The 23,015-nt window shown below is 64.7% G+C and carries 19 protein-coding genes and 1 pseudogene; 11 read left to right on the forward strand and 9 right to left on the reverse strand.

Going from position 1 to position 23,015, the window contains the following annotated elements:
- Positions 1-54: 54 nt before the first annotated feature.
- Both AB7008_RS05975 and AB7008_RS05980 read right to left on the reverse strand, forming a co-directional pair.
- Positions 55-663: a TetR/AcrR family transcriptional regulator gene (locus AB7008_RS05975; RefSeq protein WP_041956215.1), complete on the reverse strand. Its 609-nt coding sequence runs from the start codon at positions 661-663 to the stop codon at positions 55-57.
- A 180-nt stretch (positions 664-843) separates the two neighbouring features.
- The gene (locus AB7008_RS05980; RefSeq protein WP_304492753.1) at positions 844-1,986 is read right to left on the reverse strand and encodes an OpgC domain-containing protein; all 1,143 of its coding nucleotides are present in this window, start codon (positions 1,984-1,986) and stop codon (positions 844-846) included.
- A 441-nt stretch (positions 1,987-2,427) separates the two neighbouring features.
- On the opposite strand from AB7008_RS05980, the gene AB7008_RS05985 reads away from it, so the two are divergent.
- The 3 genes and pseudogenes from AB7008_RS05985 to AB7008_RS05995 all read left to right on the forward strand — a co-directional run bounded on the left by AB7008_RS05985 (position 2,428) and on the right by AB7008_RS05995 (position 6,155).
- Positions 2,428-4,758 (forward strand): TonB-dependent siderophore receptor, encoded by a 2,331-nt coding sequence (locus tag AB7008_RS05985; RefSeq protein WP_441258628.1) that lies wholly within the window; start codon positions 2,428-2,430, stop codon positions 4,756-4,758.
- Positions 4,759-4,770: 12 nt separating this feature from the next.
- A pseudogene (locus AB7008_RS05990) lies at positions 4,771-5,901 on the forward strand (PepSY-associated TM helix domain-containing protein); the annotation flags it as partial.
- Positions 5,847-6,155, forward strand: coding sequence for a hypothetical protein (locus tag AB7008_RS05995; protein WP_441261192.1), 309 nt, complete (start codon positions 5,847-5,849; stop codon positions 6,153-6,155). The pseudogene AB7008_RS05990 and the gene AB7008_RS05995, both read left to right, overlap by 55 nt.
- A gap of 26 nt (positions 6,156-6,181) precedes the next feature.
- Here AB7008_RS05995 and AB7008_RS06000 read toward each other — a convergent pair whose 3' ends face one another.
- From AB7008_RS06000 to AB7008_RS06010, 3 genes are all read right to left on the reverse strand, one after another.
- Positions 6,182-6,637 carry a hypothetical protein gene (locus AB7008_RS06000; RefSeq protein WP_304492758.1) on the reverse strand — a complete coding sequence of 152 codons (456 nt, stop codon included), beginning with the start codon at positions 6,635-6,637 and terminating at the stop codon, positions 6,182-6,184.
- 79 nt (positions 6,638-6,716) lie between these two features.
- Positions 6,717-7,088, reverse strand: a complete 372-nt coding sequence (locus tag AB7008_RS06005) for a DUF883 family protein (protein WP_028157410.1) — start codon at positions 7,086-7,088, stop codon at positions 6,717-6,719.
- Positions 7,089-7,167: 79 nt separating this feature from the next.
- Positions 7,168-8,280 carry an AI-2E family transporter gene (locus AB7008_RS06010; protein WP_304492759.1) on the reverse strand — a complete coding sequence of 371 codons (1,113 nt, stop codon included), beginning with the start codon at positions 8,278-8,280 and terminating at the stop codon, positions 7,168-7,170.
- A gap of 207 nt (positions 8,281-8,487) precedes the next feature.
- On the opposite strand from AB7008_RS06010, the gene AB7008_RS06015 reads away from it, so the two are divergent.
- The gene (locus AB7008_RS06015; RefSeq protein ID WP_441258629.1) at positions 8,488-9,270 is read left to right on the forward strand and encodes a L,D-transpeptidase; all 783 of its coding nucleotides are present in this window, start codon (positions 8,488-8,490) and stop codon (positions 9,268-9,270) included.
- A gap of 17 nt (positions 9,271-9,287) precedes the next feature.
- Positions 9,288-9,941 carry a DUF2865 domain-containing protein gene (locus AB7008_RS06020; protein WP_028157413.1) on the forward strand — a complete coding sequence of 218 codons (654 nt, stop codon included), beginning with the start codon at positions 9,288-9,290 and terminating at the stop codon, positions 9,939-9,941.
- A gap of 214 nt (positions 9,942-10,155) precedes the next feature.
- Here AB7008_RS06020 and AB7008_RS06025 read toward each other — a convergent pair whose 3' ends face one another.
- Positions 10,156-12,249 (reverse strand): methyl-accepting chemotaxis protein, encoded by a 2,094-nt coding sequence (locus AB7008_RS06025; protein ID WP_441258630.1) that lies wholly within the window; start codon positions 12,247-12,249, stop codon positions 10,156-10,158.
- Positions 12,250-12,524: 275 nt separating this feature from the next.
- On the opposite strand from AB7008_RS06025, the gene AB7008_RS06030 reads away from it, so the two are divergent.
- Positions 12,525-12,680 carry a Thivi_2564 family membrane protein gene (locus AB7008_RS06030; RefSeq protein ID WP_011084288.1) on the forward strand — a complete coding sequence of 52 codons (156 nt, stop codon included), beginning with the start codon at positions 12,525-12,527 and terminating at the stop codon, positions 12,678-12,680.
- Positions 12,681-12,838: 158 nt separating this feature from the next.
- On the opposite strand, the gene AB7008_RS06035 is transcribed toward AB7008_RS06030, so the two are convergent.
- The 3 genes from AB7008_RS06035 to cysD form a co-directional block, all read right to left on the reverse strand.
- Positions 12,839-15,004 (reverse strand): malate synthase G, encoded by a 2,166-nt coding sequence (locus tag AB7008_RS06035; protein ID WP_441258631.1) that lies wholly within the window; start codon positions 15,002-15,004, stop codon positions 12,839-12,841.
- Between the two features lie 363 nt (positions 15,005-15,367).
- Positions 15,368-17,284: an adenylyl-sulfate kinase gene (gene cysC / locus AB7008_RS06040; protein ID WP_441258632.1), complete on the reverse strand. Its 1,917-nt coding sequence runs from the start codon at positions 17,282-17,284 to the stop codon at positions 15,368-15,370.
- 20 nt (positions 17,285-17,304) lie between these two features.
- On the reverse strand, positions 17,305-18,099 hold the full coding sequence (gene cysD / locus AB7008_RS06045; protein WP_028148396.1) for a sulfate adenylyltransferase subunit CysD: 795 nt from the start codon (positions 18,097-18,099) through the stop codon (positions 17,305-17,307).
- Positions 18,100-18,335: 236 nt separating this feature from the next.
- On the opposite strand from cysD, the gene cysG reads away from it, so the two are divergent.
- From cysG to AB7008_RS06070, 5 genes are read left to right on the forward strand one after another with little or no spacing between them, the layout of a single operon-like run.
- Entirely contained in the window at positions 18,336-19,760 is a 1,425-nt protein-coding gene (gene cysG, locus AB7008_RS06050) for a siroheme synthase CysG (protein ID WP_441258633.1), read from the forward strand.
- Positions 19,757-20,074 (forward strand): DUF2849 domain-containing protein, encoded by a 318-nt coding sequence (locus tag AB7008_RS06055; RefSeq protein ID WP_028148398.1) that lies wholly within the window; start codon positions 19,757-19,759, stop codon positions 20,072-20,074. Before cysG ends, AB7008_RS06055 begins: the two co-directional genes overlap by 4 nt.
- A gap of 11 nt (positions 20,075-20,085) precedes the next feature.
- Positions 20,086-21,741: a nitrite/sulfite reductase gene (locus AB7008_RS06060; protein WP_028148399.1), complete on the forward strand. Its 1,656-nt coding sequence runs from the start codon at positions 20,086-20,088 to the stop codon at positions 21,739-21,741.
- Positions 21,728-22,243, forward strand: coding sequence for a DUF934 domain-containing protein (locus tag AB7008_RS06065; protein WP_014498188.1), 516 nt, complete (start codon positions 21,728-21,730; stop codon positions 22,241-22,243). Before AB7008_RS06060 ends, AB7008_RS06065 begins: the two co-directional genes overlap by 14 nt.
- On the forward strand, positions 22,240-22,971 hold the full coding sequence (locus tag AB7008_RS06070; RefSeq protein WP_038933483.1) for a phosphoadenylyl-sulfate reductase: 732 nt from the start codon (positions 22,240-22,242) through the stop codon (positions 22,969-22,971). Before AB7008_RS06065 ends, AB7008_RS06070 begins: the two co-directional genes overlap by 4 nt.
- The last annotated feature ends 44 nt before the right edge of the window (positions 22,972-23,015 follow it).

A 23,015-nucleotide genomic window follows, 5' to 3' on the forward strand; every position in this document is an offset into this window, starting at 1 on the left:
TGTTTTGCGCATGATCTTTTCGGAAAACCGCTTCGCACTTTTCCGGATCATGCCCTAACCCTTCGGCCGCAGCACCAGGTCGACCAGATTGCGCGCGTAGGCCGGCGTGATCGGTGCGATGCCGAAGACGTAGCGGTAGAACAGGCTGCCATAGATGGCGTCGTAGAGATCCTCGGGCGCTGCCTCCGCCAGGATGCTGCCATCCGTCTGGCCCGCGGCGATCATCTCGACCAGTGCGTCGCGGCGGAATTGCAGGTAGCGGGCATAGAACAGCTCCGCCGAGCCGGTCTTGGAAATGCATTCGGAGACGACGGCGAGTTGCACCTTGCCGAACTCGCCCTGGAGCGCCTCGGCATAGGCCGCGGCATGGCGGCGACAGCGCGCCGCGGGGCTGCCGGAGCTCGCAGGCGGCAACGGCAGCATCTGCGCGGCATGATGAAGGAAGGCGTCGATCAGCAGCGCTTCCCGCGACGGCCACCATTTGTAGATCGTCATCTTGGAGACGCTGGAGTGGCGTGCGACGGCGTCGATGGAGGTGGCGGCAAGGCCGGTGGCGGCCATCAGCGCATAGGCGCTTTCGAGAATGGCGTTGGTGGTCTCGATCGATCGTGGCCGGCCGCGCCGGGGCGCGCTGTCAGCCTCATCACCCCCGCCCTTTGCCATCGCCACGCCCGGTCCCCTCACGCAGAGGCTTCCCGCTTAGCGCAGCCACAGGTCTCGGCCTAGCAGAATCGCACGATTATTTGGCCAGAGCGTTTTCGTGCGACGTAGATACCGGTTCGCGTGAAGAAAACGCGTCAAAACAGGAATCTGGAGCTCCGTTCCGATTATCGGAACGAAGCTCTAGGCCTGCTGCCGCAGGGCGGCCGGCAGGTCCTGCCGTTTCGACCAGGAAATGTAATAGGCCACCGCCGTCATCGCGGCAAAGCCAACGAGGCTTACCGCGATCTGCATCACCATGAGGTTCGGTCCAGTGATCAGGATAAGATGGCCGGCGAAGGACAGGAACACGGCAATGCAGAACACCGCGAGCCATTCCTCGCCGCATGTGATCACCGCCTGAAGCGGCCGCCAATTCAGGCCGGGGTGGTCGGCCGGAATGAGATGGGTCGCGAGGAAGGCGAGCGCGAGGAAGTGGACCACGCGATAGGGTGCGAGGTTTTCCTTGTCTGTCGGCGCGATGCCGTTGACGACGATGTCCGGCAAATAGATCGACAGCGCGGGCGAATGCCGCATCAAGGTGACGGCCATCGCGAAGATGAGATAGGCACCCGCAAGGATCCGCAGCCAGGACATGTCGTGCAACGCGCGTCCGGAGGCGCCTGTCACGGCGAACCAGCCGCCCAGGACCATCAGCATCTGCCAGCACAGCGGATTGAAGGTCCAGTCCTGGTCCGGATAGACCCGGAAATTCCAGTCGAACCAGCGCGCCGCAACGTACAGCGCGACCGATGCCGCCAGCGTCAGGTTCGGCCGTCGCAACAAACCCCACAGCGCAAACGGAAAGAACGCCATCAGCGGGATCATCAGTTGCAGGAGGTCGAGGTTCAGCGGCTCTTCCTGGAGCACGAGGCCGCGGACCAGGATGCGTAGCGGATGCTCGAGAATGCCGGAGATGTTGTATTCGTGGATGATCTCCGGCGCCATCGATTGCGAGGCGACATAGGCGATGGTGTCGATATAGATCACGAAGAGCACGACATAGGCGGCGTAGAGCCGCCAGACGCGGCGAAAGATGCGCGTCGCCGCAACGACGTAGCCGCGCTCCAGCGCCATCCTGCCGTGAATGATGGCGACGCCATAACCCACCACGAACACGAACAGGTCCGCGGCGCCGCTAAAGCCGAAATTTCGCAGCGTCAGCAGATTGACGACGTTGTTCGGGATGTGGTCGACGAACACCGACCAGTTGGCAATGCCGAGCGTCAAATACAATCTGGCATCGTGATGGAATGCGGCGAGGTTCGCCTTGACGGACGGTTTCATTGAGTAAAATAGCTTTAGGAATCAGGATGCTACTTTTATCGGCAACCGCTTGCCTATCCGAGTAGCGTTTGCGTGAGCAGGCCGGTTTGTCCCGACTGGCGTAAAATTGCGCAGGGCGAGCCGCTGCATTTGCTTGCCCTCGCTTAACTCGTCCGCGACGCAACTTCTGCAAAGGCAGACGACTGTCTTGCGGTCGCCGCCGGCGCCTCCGCGGTCAGCGATCGCGGCTCGGAAATTCTCGGTCTGGTACCTCCGTGACCGCGTTGCGCCATCGGTCACGGTTGCTGCTGCACCGATCTGCTTCCGGCTGCAGAGCTTCTCCAGCTTGGAAATGGAAAACCTCCAGATTGCAGAACTTCTAGCACGGATCCTCGAACCGCTGCGGTAACTCCTTGTTCCGGCTGCAACCATTCGCAGTCGCTGGAAGTTGGGGAAGTTGCGGTGGGCGTTTTGGAAGTGGGGCGCTGGCGGCTCTTGGGGGCCGTCAGCTCAGTTGTTTTGATCGTGACTGCGGGAGGGGCGGCGGCCCAATCATCGACGGCGGGCTCGGTCGCCGGGGCGGGCACCGAGCTCGCGCCGGTGATCGTCCAGAGCAGTGCATCGCCGAAGCGCGTCAATGCATCATCCGCGCGCAGCCGCGGCGCGGCGCGCGCGCGAGCGGTCTCGCGCGCGAATGCACCTGCCGGCGCCGCTGCGACGCCCGCAGCCGGGGCTGGAGCGGGGGGAGGCCACAAGGAATCGGCATTCGGCCATGTCGACGGCATGGTCGCGACGAGGAGCGCGACAGGCACCAAGACGGATACGCCGTTGATCGAGACCCCGGCCGCGATTTCCGTCATCACGCAGGATCAGATCCAGGCCCAGGGCGCGCAGAGCATCGCGCAGGCGGTGCGCTACACCCCGGGTACGCGCGGCGAGTTCGCCGGCGCCGATGCCCGCACCGATGCCGTCTATGTCCGCGGCTTCCTCGCTGACCAATATCTGGACTCGCTGCGACTGCTCGACTTCGGCATCTTCGCCTATTCGCTGGTCGAGCCGTTCAATCTCGAGCGGGTCGAGGTCCTGCACGGCCCGGCCTCGATCCTGTACGGCCAGTCTTCGCCGGGCGGCCTCGTCGACATGGTCTCGAAGCGGCCGACGCTCGAGCCTTATCACGAGATGTTCGTTTCCACAGGCAGCTACAATCGCGTGCAGGCCGGCGTCGACCTGTCGGGACCGATCGACAAGAACAAGGAGTTTCTCTATCGCTTTACAGCGTCGGGCTTCGACGTCGGCAGCCAGGTCGATCATGGCGACTACCAGCGCATCTCAATCGCGCCGTCGCTGACCTGGCGACCGGACAACAACACGACGCTGACGGTGCTCGGCACCTATCAGCGCGATCCCAAGGCCGGCTTCTACAATCAGCTGCTGCCGGGCGGCATCGGCACCATCACGCCCTTCAAGGGCAGCTTCATTCCGACCAGCTTCTATTCGGGCGAGCCGGGCTTCGACAAGACCGACCGCACCTATAGCTCGGTCGGCTATTTGTTCGAGCACAGCTTCAACAATAGCGTAAAAGTCCGGCAAAACCTGCGCTACACCGATCTCAGCACCGACTTCGCGGTGGTGTCCCCCAACGCCGGCACTGACCCGACCAACATGACTCGCGGTGCCTACACCACACAGGAGAGCATCCGGTCCGTCGCCGTCGACAACCAGGCCGAAGCGAGATTCCATGCCGGTCCGATCGAGCACACCGTGCTCGCCGGCATCGACTATCGTAACGGCGTCGATAAGACCCTCAATGGCACGGTTGCCGTCGTTCCGCCGATCAACGCCTTCAATCCGGTCTATGGCACGCCGTTCGGGCCGGTGCCGTTCACGACCCGAAACCGCCAGCAGATCGATCAGGTCGGTGAATATATCCAGGACCAGATCAAGTATGATCACTGGGTGGCGCTGCTCGGCATTCGCCACGATCTTGCGCAGTCCCGCACCGACAGCCTGTCATTCGCGACGAACGTCACCACGATCGCCCCGAAGTCCGATACCGCAGTCACCAAGCGCGGGGCGCTGCTCTACAAGTTCGATAACGGCGTCGCACCGTACATTCAGTACACGGAGTCGTTCCAGCCGACCGCCGGCACGGATTTCTTCAACCGGCCCTTCATGCCGACGACCGGCAAGCAGGGCGAGGTTGGTATCAAGTACCAGCCCAACGATAAATCGCTCTACACGATTGCGGCGTTCGACCTTGTCCAGCAGAACGTGGTGACACCGGACCCCGACTCGACACACGGTCCGACCGCACGCGTGCAGACCGGCGAGGTTCGGTCGCGCGGTGTCGAGTTCGAGGCCAAGACCGAGGTCAATCGCGAACTCACGGTGCTGGCCTCATACACCTATCTCGACAACGTCGTGACCAAGACCAACACCGCCGCGCAGCTTGGCAAGCATCCGGTCGGCTTTCCCATGAACTCCGCCTCGGTCTGGGCGGACTACACGTTCCGCGGCGGCGCCCTCGACGGCTTCGGCGTGTCCGGCGGCGTGCGCTACATCGGCGAGCTTCCGGGAAACACGGCCAATACGTTTTATGTCCCTGATGTGACGCTGTTCGACGCGGCGATCCATTACGACTTCTCCGCGCTCGGGCCGATGTTCAAGGGCTATTCGGCGCAGGTCAACGCCACAAACCTGTTCGACAAAACCTATGTGACCTATTGCCAGGATTTCGGTTGCTATTACGGCCTGCGCCGCAACGTGATTGCGACGCTACGATACCGCTGGTAGGAGGGGAGCGGAATGAGCGATCAGGCAATCTTCGGGGAACGCGTGTACGAACGAAAGCCCGCGTTGCGGCGCTGGCTCTTCGTGCACAAATGGACGAGCCTGATCTGCACGCTGTTCCTGCTCCTCGTCTGCATCACCGGCCTGCCGCTGGTGTTGCGGGAGGAAATCAACAGCCTGCTCGACGATGCGTTGCCCTACGCGCAGGTGCCGGAGGGCACGCCCAATGTCAGTCTCGACCGGGTCGTCGATGCCAGCCGGAAGATGTATCCTGGCGAGACCATCATCTCCGTATTCGTCGACGACGACGAGCCCAAGATCATGGTGTATATGGCGAGCTCATGGGAGGCGTTCAACGCCAACCGCAAAGCGCTGTATTCGATCCGGTTCGACGCCCACACTGGTGACGTGCTGAAGCAGACAAAACCGTTCGGCGCGGATGGCCTCTCGTTCCTTCAACTGATGCTGATACTCCACCGCGACATCTTCATGGGGTTGCCGGGCGAATTGTTCCTCGGTGCGATGGCTCTGCTGTTCATCGCGGCGATCGTATCGGGGATCGCGATCTACGGGCCGTTCATGCGCAAGCTGGATTTCGGCACCGTGCGCGCGGCCCGATCGCGCCGGCTGAAATGGCTCGACCTGCACAATCTGCTCGGCGTGGTCACGCTCGGCTGGGCGCTGGTGGTCGGCGCTACCGGAGTGATCAATGAGCTCTCGACGCCATTATTCGCGTTGTGGCAGCAGACCGACGTGCGCGCGATGCTGACGCCGCTGCAAGGCAAGCCGGTGCCGCAGACCTCCGAACTGTCCTCGCCGCAGACTGCCTATGACACGGTGAAGGCGGCTTTCCCCGAGATGACCACGACCAGCGTCGTGTTTCCTGGCGCGCCGTTCGGCTCGCCCCATCATTACGTGGTCTGGACCAAGGGTAAGGAACCGCTGACATCGCGGTTGTTCAGCCCGGTGCTGGTCGACGCCAGAAGCGGCGCTCTGATCTCGGCGGTGACCATGCCCTGGTATCTGCGTGCGTTGGAGCTTTCGCGTCCCCTGCATTTCGGCGACTATGGCGGCATGCCGCTGAAGATCATCTGGGTGTTGCTGGACCTCGTGACGATTTTCGTGCTCGGCAGCGGCTTGTATCTCTGGTTTGCGCGATCGCCGGCCGCGAAGCTGAGCCCGGCGGCGATGCCGCTGCCATCGCCGGGCGGTGCCGAATGACCGGTCGTCGCTCGCTCGCCTTGATCTGGCGCTGGCCGGCACTGCTTGCTGCCCTGAGCGTATTCGGCCTGCTGGCGGCCTTGATTGGCCAGACCGGGATCTGGCTACCCCTGTCCTGGAGCGCGTTGACCATTCCGCTCGCGGTCGCAGCACTCTGCATCGTCCGCAATCGGGACTGATGCAGCAAGTCCGGGATATTCGACCATTATTCGGCCGGTTCGGCCGACGCCTCGTCGGATGCGCCGGCACGGCTCGCCATGATTCCAAGGGCGACGCCGCCGATTGCCAGGATCGGCAGTAGCCGCTTGATTCCGATGGCGCGAGCGATCTGGAGGCCCGTCGCGAGCAGCATGGGGTCGGCGAGCATGCTCGAAGCGGCCGACTTTGCGGCGCGCTCGGCGGCGATCCGGGCGCGCTTCCGCATCTCCCGCTTGTAGCCCCAATAGCTCCCCGCCGCGGCAAGCGTCAGCAGGAAGAAGATGCCGGCGCCGGCAAGGCAGGCCTGCACCGGTCCGTAGGTCTGAAGGACCGAGATGAACGCGGCGGCGCAGAGAAAGCCCGTGGTGATGAAGAGCGCGAGTGCCGCGCCCGCGGCGAGCGATGTCAGGCGGACGGTCGTGCCCGTCGATGCGCTGATGCCCTCGATGATGCGCTGTAACATGGCCTTGCTCCTCAGATCCCCGCAAGCCGGCAGCGACGGCGCGACGGCGCCGCCGTAACGTCAAGGTCCTGCGCCCACGCTACCGGCGCCAGGCGACGCCGATCAGGAAGCCGATGCCGAGCGCGAGCCCGACGGTCGCGAGCGGCCGCTGCGTGATGGCGTCTTCCAGCGTTTCCTCGATCGAGCCGTAGGCGTCTTGCGCAGCTTCCATCATGGCGCTGCCGCGATCCGACATGTCGTCGACCGCGGAATCCACGCTCTCGCGGGCCTGGCGATAGCCGCGGCGGGCCTGCTTGCTGGTGGAATTGGCAAAGGTGTTGAGCGCGTCGGTGATCTGATCGGTGAGGGCGGCGATATCGCTTTTCACGGCTGCTAAATCCTTCTCAAGGCGTTCTCTGGTGGCTTTGTCGGTCCAGTCTCTCATCCCGGTTTCGCCATTGGTCATTGACATCAGGAGCTCCAAAGCTGTTGGCGGCTGAGATAGGCGGAAAACGTTTCGTGCCCGGGTAAGTTCCGTTCGGGGAAACCGGTCATGCCTGCGGCAGCTGCGGCGAATTCTCCGGCAGCAGGTGCTCCTTCAGGATCAGCCCGACGATCAGGAGCGGCGACGACAGGAATGCGCCCATCGGCCCCCACAGCCAGGTCCAGAAGGCCAGCGCGATGAAGACGGCAAGTGCGTTCAGGGAAAGCCTGCGCCCGATGATGGTCGGCGTGACGAAATGCCCTTCCAGGAAGGTGATGCCGCCGAAGGCGAGCCCCGCCATCAGTCCGCCGCCGATGGTCGGGAAGGCGACGAGCCCCACCGCGACCAGAATGACGAACATCGCGACCGGTCCGATGATCGGGATGAAATTGAGCGCCGCCGCAAGCGCGCCGAGCCCGGCCGGATTGGGCATGCCGGTGATGGCGCAGATGATGCCGGTTGCGATGCCCACGCCGACATTGATCAGCGTCACCGTCAAAAGATAGTTGCCGAGATGGACCTCGATCTCGTTGAGGATCCGCAGCGTGCGCAGCCGCGCGTCGCGATCGCCGAAATTCATGATCAGCGCCCGCCGCAGGTCCCGCCAGCTCGCGATGAACAGGATCAGCGTGGCGAAGAACAGCAGGAATTCGGCGAAGGTCGGCGACAGGAATTCCAGCGTCGGTTGCACCCATTCGGCTTTCGGCAGCGGAAGGCTCGGCAGCCCTTCGGAGCCGCCAACCATTGTCTGCAACTCCTTCCACAGCGCCAGCGGCCGGTCGAAGACGTGCATCTTCTCCTTCAACTGCGCGCCCAATTCCGGCAGGCGCGAGCTCCACTCCATCGCGGGCACGGCAATCAGCGCGACGACGAAGGCGACCACCGTCGTCACCGCGATCACGATCAGCACGGCGCCGAGGGCGCGCGGCACATGCCGCCGCTCGAGAAAACTGGCGGCCGGCGACAACATGGTGCCGGCGACGACAGCCATCACGACCGGGAGGAAGAACGCCCTGGCGACATAGAGCACCGCGACGACGGCAATCAGGAACAGACCGGCGAGTGCAAACGCGACGAACTCGGTGCGGCGGACCACCGGCGGCAGCTCGACACGGCTGTCGGGAAGCGGGTCGCCCTCGTTGTTACCGGAAATCAGACGTTCGGTGGGAAGGACGCGCACGATCTCTCTCCCGCACGGAAGCCTCCGCGCGCCCATTGTTGGCAGTAGAACGTCCGGGCGGACGTTCCGGTTCCATCGCGGTTTCGTGAAGTTTTGCTCGCTTGACTGTGACGTCGTCGCCGCAACGAGCGGTGGAACTTGAGTCGGTCCAGCTGCGTTGGTTGGGAAGCCGCATCACCCTGATGCACACATCCAACGGGGCAGCACATGACAAGGTTCTCTCCAGTCCGTCGCCGCTTCTCGCTGCGCGCCGCCACCGCCATTGGCTTCGCGACAGCAATGCTGACCGTGCCCTTCGCGGCACAGGCCCAGACGCTCAGCTACGCGCCGATGCAGCCGCAGGGATATCTGCAGGACCCGAGCTATTCGCGGGGTTACGTCAACGCAGCGCCGCGGGCCGCCGACGAGGATGCCGCCTTGCCCGACCGGCTGCGCAAGCAGATCGTCAGCTTCGACCGGAACGAGCCGGCTGGGACCATCGTCATCGATACCGGCAACACCTATCTCTATTACGTGCTCGGCAATGGCCGCGCGATCCGTTACGGCGTCGGCGTCGGCCGCGAAGGTTTCACTTGGGCCGGCGTCCAGAGCGTCAGCCGCAAGGCCGAATGGCCGGACTGGCATCCGCCGGCCGAGATGATCGCGCGTCAGCCTTATCTGCCGCGCTTCGTCGCCGGCGGACCCGGCAATCCGCTCGGTGCACGCGCGATGTATCTCGGCTCGAGCGAATACCGCATCCACGGAACCAACGATCCCACCACGATCGGCAAGTTCGTGTCCTCCGGTTGCATTCGCATGACCAACGAGGACGTCACGGACCTGTTCAGTCGCGTCAATGTCGGCGCCAAGGTGGTGGTGCTGCCGAAGAACGCCCCGCTGATGGCCAAGGGGTATGACAAGGGCGGTGACCCCGTACGCAAGCGCTCGCCGGTGACGACGCTGCCTTCGGGACGGCAGGCGCTGAACGTCACGACGTCGGCAGTGAACTGAGAGTTGAGCGAGGTCATATGAACAGACGTTCGATCGGCAAACTGGCCGGCGGCGCGGCGGCGTGCTTCGCCATCGCCGCGTTCGGCCTCGCGTTGACGCCGTCGGCGCATGCGCAAGATTTCTTCTCGGCGCTGTTCGGCGGCTTCCGCATGCGCTCCGCACCGGAGATCCGCATGCCGTTCCCGCCCGATGACATGCCGCGCTACGACACGCCGCGCCAGCGGGCCTTCTATGGCGGCGGCACTGCCTATTGCGTGCGCGGTTGCGATGGCCGCTACTTCCCGGCGCAAGGAAACGACGCCGAGAGCAAGGCGCAGTCCTGCAAGAGCTTCTGCCCGACGTCCGAAACCTCGCTGGTCTATGGCAGCAATATCGACGACGCCACGACGGACAAGGGAAAATCCTATTCCGACCTGCCCAATGCGTTCCGCTTCCGCAACGAGATCGTTGCGGGCTGCACCTGCAACGGCAAGGATCCGGTGGGACTCGCCCAGGTCAAGGTCGAGGACGATCCCACTTTGCGCAAGGGTGACATCGTCGCGGGCAGCGATGGCCTGGTGGTCGCCAGCCGCAATGCCAATGACCGCCGCGGCGTCGCGATGAATTTTTCGCCGCTGCCGGAGTCGGTGCGAGCCAGGTTCCGCCAGGTGCCGGTGGTCGCGAAGGAGTAGGGGGCAACGTTGCGTGCGCCGCCGGGGCCTCAATCTCACGTCGTCCCGGACAAGCGAAGCGCAGATCCGGGACCCAAAACCACAGAAAGTGGTTAGGCGAAGCTCGCAGTTAGCAACCTAGCGAAACAACCACTCCCTGTGGTTATGGGTCCCCGCGTTCGCGGGGACGACACTGGATTTGTAGCGGCAGCTTTTTTCCCAACCCGCAGCAGCGTTAGGCCGCGCGGATCTTCCCCAGGAAGTCGCTGACCTGCTGGCCGAGCTGGCGGCTCTGGGTTTCCAGCGTTTCCGAGGCCTGCTTGACGTTGTCCGCCGCACCGGCGGCAGCATCCGCGTCGGCCTTCACGCCGGTGATGTTGTCCGACACGTTCCTGGTGCCCTGCGCCGCAAATTGCGTGCTGCGCGTGATCTCCTGGGTCGCCGCGCCCTGTTCCTGCACGGCGGCGGCAATCGCGGTGGCGACCTCGTTGACCTCGCCGATGATGCCGCCGATGGTCTGGATCGCGTTGATTGCGTCGCTTGCCACCCTCTGGATGTCGGCGATCTGCCCGGAGATTTCCTCCGTGGCCTTCGCGGTCTGGCTGGCCAGCGATTTCACCTCGGAGGCGACGACCGCGAAACCGCGCCCGGCTTCGCCCGCACGTGCGGCCTCGATCGTGGCGTTGAGCGCGAGCAGATTGGTCTGCGCCGCGATGGTGTTGATCAGGCCGACGACCTCGCCGATGCGTCCTGCGGACTGCGCCAGCCCTTGCACCGTGCCGTCGGTCTCGCGGGCCTGGTTGACGGCGCGGCTGGCAATGCCCGCGGCGTGCGCCGCCTGCTGGCTGATGTCGTTGATCGAGGCGGAGAGCTCCTCGGCCGCGGCGGCAACGCTGTCGACGCTCATGGAGGCGTCGTTGGAGGCCTTGCCGGCGACCTGGACGCGGTCGTTGGTCTGGCGCGACACGGCGGACAGGTCGCCCGAGGTCTTGCGCATCTCGCCGGACGCTTCGCTCAGTTCGCCGAGCGTCTTGCGCACCGCCCCCTCGAACTCGCTGACATAGGTCTCGACCGCGCGCTGGCGCGCGGCCGTGCCGACATTGCGCTCGCGCTCCTGCGCCTCGATCTTGAGCTTCTCGGTCGCCTGTTTCTTGAAGGTTTCCAGCGCGCCGGCAAGCGCGCCGATCTCGTCCTGGCGGTCGAGATAGCCGCTGTCGACGGCGAGGTCGCCGCCGGCGACCTTGAGCATGGCGTCGCGGATGGTGTTGAGCGGGGTGATGACGCGGCGACTGACCAGTGTGACCGCGCCGGCGGCGAGGCCAATGGCGAGCGCCAGCAATATGAGCTGCACGATCAGCGCGCGCTGCGCTGCGCCGCGCTCATCCAGCGTATAGGCCCTGGCGGCGTCGAGGGCGGCTTCCGCCACTGCGACCGCGCTGGCCATGCGGCCGACCGTGAGCGGGCTCCACTGGTTGGCCGTCATCTCGGCCTTCTCGCCCTTGGCGAGCGTGTCCGCGAGACGGTCGCGCAGGGTGAGATATTGCGGCTCGAAGTAAGCGGTCTTGGCCGCCGTCATGGCGGATGCGAGCGCGGGCGGCAATTGCATGCCCGAGGTCGACAATTCCAGCGCTTTCCACATCGCGGCCGTACCGCCGACAAATTGGGTATAGCTGTAGCGGCCCTCCGGCGTGATCTTGCCGGCTGCAAGTCCGGTCGAGACGATCAGTGAGGCCTCGCCCGCGGTGTTGCGCAGCAGCCAGGCGCTCTGCTTGATCGACAGCAGCTGGTCGATCACGGCGTCCTGATGGTTGACGGTGGCGGCGAGGACGCCCGAGAGCTTGTCGAGCACGTCGAGCAGGCCCTGCGTCGTCTCCATGTATTCCTTGGTCAGGCCGGCGCGGCGCTGATCCTTGGGCTTGGCCACGTCCTCCCAGAACTGCTTCTGCTCTTCGATCAGGAGCTTGTTGAGGCGCGCGAGTTCCGGAATCAGCGAGCCGGATTGCGGGAAGTCGATGCTCGGCAGCAGCTCGAGCGCGCGGGCCATTGCCGGCATCTGCGCATCACGCAGCGCGCGCAGATATCTCTCGATCTCGGAATCCATCGGCTCGGTCGCGTTCAGCAGCCGCGATGTGGTCGAGCGGTCGGTGCGCAGATTGTGCATCGCCTTGAACAGATCGGCGGAGGCGTCGGCGATCTGCGAGATGCGGTTGGCGGTCTTGAGGCGGTCCCAGGAGGCGTAGGCGGTGAGCGAGAGCGCGATCACCACACAGACCGAGGTGATGGCGATCACCGCCTTCAGCAGCGCGGACACGGTCAGACGATTCAGCATCGAAGCCCCCCTAAATTCCCATTGCAAAGTTCGTCGAGACGCCCCGGCAACGTCGAAAACGGAGGGGCACGCAGATCGGCAATCGCGTGCCGTTTGCGGCGCATGACCCAAACGGTTTCTGCATCTGAAACGAAAAGGGTAAAGTTTTAGGCAGGCCGGCCTGATCGTAGAAGTACGTATTTACTAGAAGTTGCAGTGAGTTGCCGTAGTGGAACCTGCGCGGGAGGTGGGCGTTAGAACACCGTCAGACAATTTGCCTGAAGGGGGGCCTTGCGATGCTGGTCGGCGTACTCGTCACATTTCTTGTCGTCATTCTCGTGCTCTATCTCATCAACATGCTGCCCATGGACGGCCGCGCCAAGCAGATCGCGCGCGTGGTCGTCATCATCATCGGCGTGGTGTCGCTGCTGAAATATCTGACGGTGTTCTAGCGGGGTGGGACGCGTAGCCCGGATGGAGCGCAGCGAAATCCGGGGCCTGCCCCAAGCAACGCCGGTCCCGGATTGCGCTTCGCTCCATCCGGGCTACGGCCCGAAAAACAAAAAGGCCCCGGCGCGAGCCGGGGCTTTGGTATTTGAATGATCGGGCTTTAGCCCGCAGCCTTGGCCTCGCGGCGGCGGGCGGTGAGGATGTACTCGGTGTAGCCGTTCGGCTGTTCGCGTCCCTTGAAGATCAGGTCGCAGGCCGCCTTGAACGCGACACCGTCGAAGGCGGGCGCCATCGGCTTGTAGATCGCATCGCCGGCGTTCTGCTTGTCGACCACGACGGCCATGCGCTTGAGCGATTCCATCACCTGCGCCTCGGTGATGACACCCTGGTGCAGCCAGTTGGCGAGATGCTGGCTGGAGATGCGCAAGGTGGCGCGGTCTTCCATCAGGCCGACATCGTGGATATCGGGCACCTTGGAGCAGCCGACGCCCTGGTCGATCCAGCGCACGACATAGCCCAGAATGCCCTGGCAGTTGTTGTCGATCTCCTGCTTGACGTCGTCGGGCGCCCAGTTCGACTTCGACACCGGGATGGTGAGGATGTCGGACAGCTTCGCGCGCGGACCGCCCTTGGTGAGTTCCTGCTGGCGCGCGGTGACGTTGACCTGGTGATAGTGCAGGGCGTGCAGCGTCGCGGCGGTCGGCGAGGGCACCCAGGCGGTGGTGGCGCCGGCCTGCGGATGCGCGAGCTTCTGTTGCAGCATGTCCGCCATCTTGTCGGGTGCCGCCCACATGCCCTTGCCGATCTGGGCATGGCCGGGCAGGCCGTCGATCAGGCCCATGTCGACGTTCCAGTCCTCATAGGCCTTGATCCAGGCCTGCGCCTTCATCTCGTTCTTGCGGATCATCGGGCCGGCTTCCATCGAGGTGTGGATCTCGTCGCCGGTGCGGTCGAGGAAGCCGGTGTTGATGAACATGATGCGCTTGGAGGCACGCTGGATGCAGGCCTTGAGGTTGACGGTGGTGCGCCGCTCCTCGTCCATGATGCCGACCTTGAGCGTGTTCTCGGGCAGCGACAGCATCTTCTCGACGCGGTCAAAGATCTCGCAGGTCAGCGAGACCTCGTCCGGGCCGTGCATCTTCGGCTTGACGATATAGGCGGATCCGGTGCGGCTGTTCTTGACCTTGGAGTTGCCCTTGAGGTCGTGGATCGCAAGCAGGCCGGAGACGGCGGCGTCGAGCAGGCCTTCCGGGACTTCCTCGCCCTTCTCGTCCAGCACCGCGTCGGTGAACATGTGGTGACCGCAATTGCGCATCAGCAGCAGGCTGCGGCCGTGCAGCTTGACCTCGCCCTTGCCGTCAGGCGTCTTGTAGCTGCGGTCGGCATTGAGCGAACGGGTCAGCGTCTTGCCGCCCTTCTCGAAATCGGCCGACAGCGTGCCGTTCATCAGGCCGAGCGTGTTGCGATAGACCAGCACCTTGTCCTCGGCGTCGACCGCGGCGACCGAGTCCTCCATGTCGAGGATGGTCGAGACCGCGGCCTCCATGACCATGTCGGCGACACCGGCGGGATCGTCCTTGCCGATCGTGCTGCTGCGGTCGATCTTGACCTCGACATGCAGGCCGTTGTTGGCGAGCAGCACCGCGGAAGGTGCCGCAGCATCGCCCTGGAAGCCGGCAAATTGCGCAGCGTTCTTCAGCGCGGTCGCATTACCGCTCTTCAGCTTCACCGCGAGCTGGCCCGCCACGACGCTGTAGGCGGTGACGTCGGTGTGGCTGCCGGTCGCCAGCGGCACGGCGGCATCGAGGAAGGCTTTTGCCTTCGCGATCACCTTGTCGCCGCGCGCCTTGTTGTAGCCCTTGCCGCTCTCGGCAGCGTCGTGCGGGATCGCGTCGGTACCGTAGAAGGCGTCGTAGAGCGAGCCCCAGCGCGCGTTCGCCGCGTTCAGTGCGTAGCGCGCATTGGTGAGGGGGACGACGAGCTGCGGGCCACAGATCTTGCCGATTTCGTCGTCCACATTGGCGGTCTCGACCTTTTGCGTCGCCGGCTCGGGGACGAGATAGCCGATCTCCTTCAGGAAGGCGGTATAGGCATTGAGGTCGAACGCCTTGCCCTTGTTGGCGCGGTGCCAGTCGTCGATCTTGGCCTGCAGTGTGTCGCGCACCGCCAGCAGCGCGCGGTTCTTCGGCCCCAGCTCCTTGATGATGGCGGCGACCCCGGCCCAGAACGCGTCCGGCGCGATTCCCGTTTTCGGGGCCGCTTCCTTGGCGATGAAATCGAAAAGGACGGGAGCGATCTTCAATCCGTGGGCGTCGACGCGTTTCATGATGGGCTTTCTTGTTGGAAATGGCTGTTTTTTGGCTGCTTTTGACCCGACAGCAGCAAAATGCGCCCATAGGGGGCGGCTTTCAGGGCCTATTAGCCCCAAAAAGGAGGCCGTGAGAAGACCCCCAAAGGTTTGTCAAAATGTCAAGACGAGGTGTGCGAGGCCCCACGCACCGGTGTCATTCCCCGCGACCCGGCTACGCCAAGGCTTCGCCGGGGTTGAGGTCCAGGGGCGCTGAAGCTTCAGCGTAGGCGCCACGCGGGGAATCCAGTACGCGGCGGCTTCTCCGTATCCTAACGCTGTCTCTGGAAATACTGGGTCGCCCGGTCAAGCCGGGCGACGACCGCGGGGACTAGGACAGACTCAAATATTCGCGGCGAGGTCCACGAGTTCGTCGAACAGCACGCCGGTGGTCTTCAGCATCCGTTCGATCTCGTCCGCGGCATCCGCAACCGTGCGGGCCGACGTGTCGATCACGAGCTCGGCAGCCCGCGGCGCTTCGTAATCGTTGCCGATGCCGGTGAACGACGCGAGCGCGCCGGCGCGGGCCTTCTTGTAATGGCCCTTGGGATCGCGATCCTCGCAGACCTGTGCCGGCGTCGCGACATGGATCTCGCGGAACGCGGTGTCGGCGATGCGGCGTGCGGTGGCGCGGTCCTCGCGGGCGGGCGAGACGGCGGCGACGATCGCGATGTGGCCGTTGCGGGCGAGATGGGTCGCGACCTCCGCGAGGCGGCGGATATTCTCGCTGCGGTCGGCGGCGGAGAAGCCGAGATCGTTGTTGAGCCCGGCGCGCAACGTGTCGCCGTCGAGCAGGATCGGCGAGCCGCCATTGGTGAACAGCCGCCGCTCCAGCGCCTTCGCCAGCGTCGACTTGCCGGATGCCGGCAGGCCGGTGAGCCAGACCACGGCGCCGTTGTGGCGGTAGCGCGCGGAGCGTTCGTCGGGCCGCAGCGCCGATTCCACCGGCACGATGTCGACCGGCACGGCGCGCTGGCCGGCATCGACCGACAGCACGAGACCACCGCCGGCGATGCGCCCGGAGACTTCGATCACGAGACGGCCGGTGCGCGGATTCTCGGTGTAGGGATCGGCGGCAATCGGGCTCGAAAGCGAAATGTCGATCTCGCCGACATGGTTGCGGCCGATCGCCTTGTTCTCGACGCTCGACAGCTCGCCGGGATCGACTGCCTTCTCGATGGCGACGACGGTGGCGCGGCTTTCCTTCGGGCCGCAGCGGACCAGGAGCTGGTCGCCCTTGGCGAGCGGCTTGTCGTGCAGCCAGAAGATGCGCGCGCGCAGACGGCGCGTCTCGCGCGGTGCGGAGCCGACATGCGCGACGATGTCGCCGCGCTCGATGAACAATTCGCGGTCGAGCGTGATGCCGACCGAGCGGCCCGCGCCCTGCCGTCCTGCGACCGGCGTTACCGGCCAGCTTTCGACGGTCTTGATCTTCGCGATCTTGCCGGCCGGCATGATCACTATCTCGTCGCCGGCAATGAGGCTGCCGGATTCGATGCGGCCCGCCACGATGCGGCGGTCGTCGAACTTGTAGATCGCCTGCACCGGCAGGCGCAGGGCGAGGGCCCCCAGCGGACGTGCCGGCTCGAGCCGGTCCAGCGCCTCGACCACGGTCGGGCCCTTGTACCAGCCGATGCGGTCGGTGCGCTCCGCGACGCCGTCGCCGTCGCGGGCCGAGATCGGGATCACCGCGGTCGGCGTCACGCCGAGGCCCTGCAAATGTGCCGAGATTTCGTCGCTGATTTCCTTGAAGCGCTCGGCGCTGAAATCGACGCGGTCCATCTTGTTGACGACGATCGCGACCTGCTTCACGCCGAGCAGGTGCAGGAGATAGCCGTGCCGCCTGGTCTGGTCGCGCACGCCTTCGAGCGCGTCGATGATCAGCACCGCGCCGTCGGCCTGCGAGGCCCCGGTGATCATGTTGCGCAGGAATTCGGCATGGCCCGGCGCGTCGATCAGCACGATGTCACGCGAATTGGTGCGGAAGCGGATCTGCGTGGTGTCGATGGTGATGCCCTGGTCGCGCTCGGTCTGGAGCGCGTCGAGCAGGAACGACCATTCGAACGGCATGCCGCGCCGCGCGCTGACGGCCTTCAGCATCTCGAGCTTGCCGTCGGGCAGGCTGCCGGTCTCGTGCAGCAGGCGGCCGACCAGCGTCGACTTGCCGTGGTCGACATGACCGACGATGACGATGCGGACCTGCGGACGCGTGGTGCCGTTCGGAGTGGCGGGCGAAGCGGGGGTGACGATCATGTTCATAGCCGCGTTGCGTCCTTGAATCAGAGATAGCCGGCGACGCGCAGGCGCTCGAAGGCGTCCTCGGTCTCGTGGTCGAGCGCACGGCCGGCGCGCTCGGGCACCTTGGTCTGCTCGAGCTCGGCCAGGATCTCGTCGATGGTCGACGCGGTCGATGCGACCGGATTGGTGATGTCCTGATCGCCCAGCGAGCGATAGCGCTTACCGTTCTGCGACAGATAAAGCGGGATGATCGGGATGTTCTCGCGCTTGGTGTAGGCCCAGATGTCGGCCTCGGTCCAATGCAGGATCGGATGGATGCGCAAATGCGCGCCCTGCGGCGGCGACGCATTGAAATGATCCCAGAACTCCGGCGGCTGGTCGCGGACGTCCCAATTGCCTTCGAGGCCGCGGGGCGAGAACACGCGCTCCTTGGCGCGGGTGGCTTCCTCGTCGCGGCGGATGCCGGCGATCAGGCCGTCAAAACCGTATTTGCCGAGTGCCATCTTGAGGCCCTCGGTCTTGCGCGCGGCGGAACGGGCCGCCGGCGGCAGCGTTGGATCGACGGCATCGATCGGCGGGCAGGGCTCGACGCGCAAATCGAGATCCCATTCCTTGCCGTAATGATCGCGGAAGCGATACATCTCCGGAAACTTCTTGCCGGTGTCGACGTGGAGGGCGGGGAACGGCAGCCGGCCGAAGAACGCCTTGCGCGCCAGCCAGATCATGACGTTGGAGTCCTTGCCGAGCGACCACAGCAGGGCGATCTTCTTCAGGCGGCCAAAGGCCTCGCGGAAAATGTAGATGCTCTGCGCCTCGAGCTGGTCCAAATGGTCCATGCTGGGGGCGGTCAGCCCGACGGGAATTTGCTCGGAAACGAGGGGGACGGAGTCCCGTCCATCTGCACCGGAATCGGTCCTGAGAAGATGCATCTCTGCCACTTTGCGTTTGGAGGCGAATTTTCTATAGTTGCGGTGCAGAAGAGAAGAAAAAATTTTCTCTTTGCGCGCTCGAAACGACACATATATAGAAAATAATTCCAGTCAACCCCGGATGTGGGGGAAGCGAGTATCGCATGCGGTTCTTGCCGGTGTTCCTCGATCTCAAGGCCGGTCCGGTGGTCCTCATCGGCGCGGGTGAGCTTTTGCGCGCCAAGCTGCGCGTGCTCGCTGCTGCCGGTGCGCGCATCCGCGTGCATGCGATCGACGGCAATCAGGACCTGAGCCTAAGCTCCGACGACGCTGCGCGGATCGAAATCGCCACCGGCGATCCGCTCACCGCCGATCTCTCGGGCGTCATTGCCATCGTTTGCGCCGGCGCGGGCGATGTCGGCGTGGCGATGTCGGTCCGCGCCAAGGCGCTCGGCCTGCCCGTCAACGTCATGGACGATCTCGAACATTCCAGCTTCATCTTTCCGGCGATCGTCGATCGCGGCGATGTCGTGGTCGCGGTCGGCACCGGCGGCACCTCGCCGGTGGTGGCGCGGCGCGTGCGCGAGAAGATCGAGGCGCTGCTGCCGGCCCGCATCGGCGAGCTCGCCGAGTTCATCGGCGGCTTCCGCAAATCCATCAACGAACGCATCGTCGAGTTTCCGCTGCGCCGCCGCTTCTGGGAGCGCGTCATCGACGGTCCGATCGGCGCATCCGTGCTCGCGGGCCGCAAGGGCGAGGCCGACGGCGCGATCAAGGCGATCTCCGATCCGTCCGCGTTTGCGCGTGCCGACAAGCCGGAAGGCTCGGTCGCGCTGGTCGGCGCCGGGCCCGGCGACCCCGACCTTCTCACCATCAAGGCGCTACGCGCGCTCCAGGATGCCGACATCGTCTTTCATGACGAGCTGGTCTCGGGCGAAATTCTCGACCGCATCCGCCGCGATACGACCCGCGTTCCGGTCGGTCGCCGCGTCGGCAAGCCCGGCATCGGCCAGGACGCCATCAACAAGCGCATGATCGAGGCCGCGCAATCCGGCCAGCGCGTGGTACGGCTGAAGGGCGGCGACCCCTTCGTGTTCGGCCGCGGCGGCGAAGAGGTCGAAGCGCTACGCGCGGCCGGCATCGCCTATTCGATCATTCCCGGCATCACCGCAGGGCTCGGCGGCGCCGCCGATTTCGAGGTGCCGCTCACCTATCGTCATGAAGCGACCCGCATCACCTTCCTCACCGCGCACAAGGCGCGCGATGCCGAGAACGTGGACTGGTCGACGCTGACCGACACCAAGATGACCGTCGTGGTCTACATGGGCATGACCGCTGCCCCCGCGATCCGCGAAGGCTTGTTCGCGGCCGGCCGCTCGCCGGAGACGCCGGTCGGCGTGTTCGCCCGCGTCACGCGGCCGGACGCACAAGGCGCGATCGGCACGCTGCGCGACCTGCCCGAGCTCGTGCGGCGGACCCATGGCGGTCCCGCCATCCTCATCATCGGCGACGTGGTCCGGCATGCCGGTTCGCTTCGCCGCCAGACACCTCAACACATCATCTCTGACCTATTGGATGCAGCCGAATGACCTCCCCGCTTGAACAGAAGAAGATCAAAATCGCCGGCCCGTCGGTCGTGACCGCCAACCGCACCTGGGATGGCATCGTGGTTTACCGCACTGCCGCCAAGAGCTGGTCCGCGGACCTGTCGGAAGCCGCGATCGTGCGCAACTCGGACGAGGCCAAAGCGTTGCTTGCGGAGTCCGTTGCCGATGACGTCGGCGCGATCGGTCCCTATATCGCACCGGTGCAGGTCGGCGCGGACGGCAAGATCGAACCCGGCAATCTGCGCGAACAGATCCGCCGCACCGGCGTGACTATCGGGTCGTCGGTCCAGGTTTAAGGCACTCTCCTATGTATGCTTACGATGAAATCGACCGCACGCTCGTCAACGAGCGCGTCTCGGAGTTCCGCGACCAGGTGAAGCGGCGCTTGTCCGGCGAGCTTACCGAGGACGAATTCAAGATCCTGCGGCTTCAGAACGGCGTTTATCTGCAACTGCACGCCTACATGTTCCGCGTCGCGATTCCCTACGGCACGCTGGCATCGAACCAGTTGCGGGCGCTCGCCCATGTCGCGCGCAAATACGACCGCGGCTACGGCCATTTCACCACGCGGCAGAACATCCAGTTCAACTGGATCAAGCTCGCTGAGTTGCCGGATGCACTCGCCGATCTCGCCGAGGTCGGCATCCATGCGATGCAGACCTCCGGCAACAACATGCGCAACGTCACGTCGGACCAGTGGGCCGGCGTCGCGCCCGGCGAGATCGAGGATCCCCGGATCTGGTCGGAGCTGATCCGCCAGCACACCACGCTGCATCCGGAATTCTCGTTCCTCCCGCGCAAGTTCAAGATCGCGATCACCGCGTCGGACCATGATCGCGCCGCGATCAAGATCCACGATATCGGCCTGAAGCTGATCAAGAACGAGAAGGGCGAGACCGGCTTCGAGGTGCTGGTCGGCGGCGGTCTCGGCCGCACGCCGTTCATCGGCAAGACAATCAAGCACTTCGTCCATGGCCGCGATATCCTCAGCTACATCGAGGCGATCCTCCGCGTCTACAACCAGTACGGCCGCCGCGACAACATCTACAAGGCGCGCATCAAGATCCTGGTGCACGAGCTCGGCATCGAGAAGTTCTCGCGCGAGGTCGAGGAGGAGTGGCAGCACATCCGCAACTCCTCGCTCCAGATCGACGACGAGGTGATCGAGGATATCCGCTCGCGCTTCACCTATCCGTCCTACGAGAAGCTGCCGCACAATCCGGACGAGCTGCGCCAGGCCGCGGCCGATCCTGATTTCGAGGCGTGGCGCAAGAACTCGGTGGCCCCGCACAAGGTGCAGGGCTATTCCATCGTCACGATCTCGCTGAAGCCGATCGGCGCGCCTCCGGGCGATGCCACCGCCGAACAGATGGACGCGCTCGCCGATCTCGCCGACCGATACTCCTTCGGCGAGATCCGCGTCGGCCACGAGCAGAACCTCGCGCTGCCGCACGTCGCCAAGCGCGACCTGCCGGCCTTGTGGAAGGCGCTCGACAAGCTCGGGCTGGCGACGCCGAACGTCAATTTGATCACCGACATCATCGCCTGCCCCGGTCTGGATTATTGCTCGCTGGCGAACGCGCGCTCGATCCCGATCGCGCAGGAACTGACGCGGCGCTTCGCCAATCACGAGCTCGCCAACCTGATCGGCCGTCTGCACATCAACATCTCGGGCTGCATCAATGCCTGCGGCCATCACCATGTCGGCCATATCGGCATCCTCGGCGTCGAGAAGAACGGCGAGGAGGTCTATCAGATCACCATCGGCGGCCGCGCCGACGAGGGCGCCGCGCTCGGGACCCTGATCGGTCCCGGCGTCAAGTTCGACGAGGTCGCCGACGTCGTCGAGGATATCGTGGAAGCCTATCTGGCGCTGCGCGAGCGGCCGGAAGAGCTGTTCATGGACACGGTGAAGCGCCTCGGCGTCGAACCCTTCAAGGAGCGCGTCTATGCCACTCGTTAACGGCGGAAAAATCGCCGACGACAGCTTCGCCAAGCTGGCCGTCGACACGCCGCTGCCCGAGGGCGGCGACATCCTGGTGCCGGCCGAGCGCTTCCTGAGCGATGCGGAATCGCTGCTCGCGCGCGCCGGCAAGGTCGGGGTGATCTGGCCGAACAACCGCGACATCGCCGAGCTGGTACCCTATCTCGGCAGGATCGCAGTGGTGGCGCTGGTGTTCCCGACCTTCCGCGACGGACGTGCCTACAGCCAGGCGCGGCTGCTGCGCGAGCGATACGATTACCGTGGTGAATTGCGTGCGACGGGTCAGATCCTGCGCGACCAGTTCGTGTTCATGCTGCGCGCCGGCTTCGATTCCTTCGAGGTCAAGAAGCAGGCCGACGCGGAAGCGTTCATGCAGACCGCGAAGCGCTATTCGGTGTTCTATCAGCCGACCGGCGACGGCCGCATCACCGCGCTGCACCGGCGGATGCAGCTGCGTCACTCCGAAGGTGTCGGCACGTGAACGCAATCGCGTCCCAGGTCGCTTCGGTATCCGCGTCCGCGCTGCCCTCGGCGGAGGAGCTCGATCGCGCGCTGCGCGATGCTTCGCCTGCGGAAGTCATCGCCGCGGCGTTGAAGGCGGTTGGGCGCGAGAAGCTTGCACTGGTGTCGTCCTTCGGCACGGAATCGGCGACGCTGCTGAAGGTCATGGCCGACGTCGATCCGGCGATCCCCGTGATCTTCCTCGACACCGGCTGGCTGTTCGAGGAGACGCTGGCCTATCGCGACACGCTGATCGCGGAACTCGGCTTGAAGGACGTCCGCTCGATCAAGCCTGCCGAGGAGACGCTGTCGCGCGAAGATCCCGACCGCGACCTCTGGTTCTCCGATCCAGACGCCTGCTGCCGCATCCGCAAGGTCGAGCCGCTGGCGCGTGCGCTGAAGCCGTTCGATGCGTGGCTCAATGGCCGCAAGCGCTTTCAGGGCAATGCGCGCACCGACATTCCGGTGGTCGAGGACGACGGCGCGCGGTTGAAGTTCAACCCCTTCGCCAATGTCTCGCGCGAGGAACTCGAAGCCATTTTCGTCCGCGCCAAATTGCCGCGTCATCCGCTGGTGGAGTCCGGTTTCCTGTCGGTTGGGTGTATGCCTTGTACCAGCAGAACGGCCGAGGGCGAGGATGCGCGCGCCGGCCGCTGGCGCGGCCGAGCCAAGACAGAATGCGGCATCCACACGATGAAGACTTCGTAGCACAGTCGAGCTGTCCGGCTACGAACAAGAAAATCCGGTTCCGT

Source organism: Bradyrhizobium sp. 521_C7_N1_3 (genome assembly GCF_052075975.1).
GTDB classification, from domain to species: Bacteria; Pseudomonadota; Alphaproteobacteria; order Rhizobiales; family Xanthobacteraceae; genus Bradyrhizobium; species Bradyrhizobium japonicum.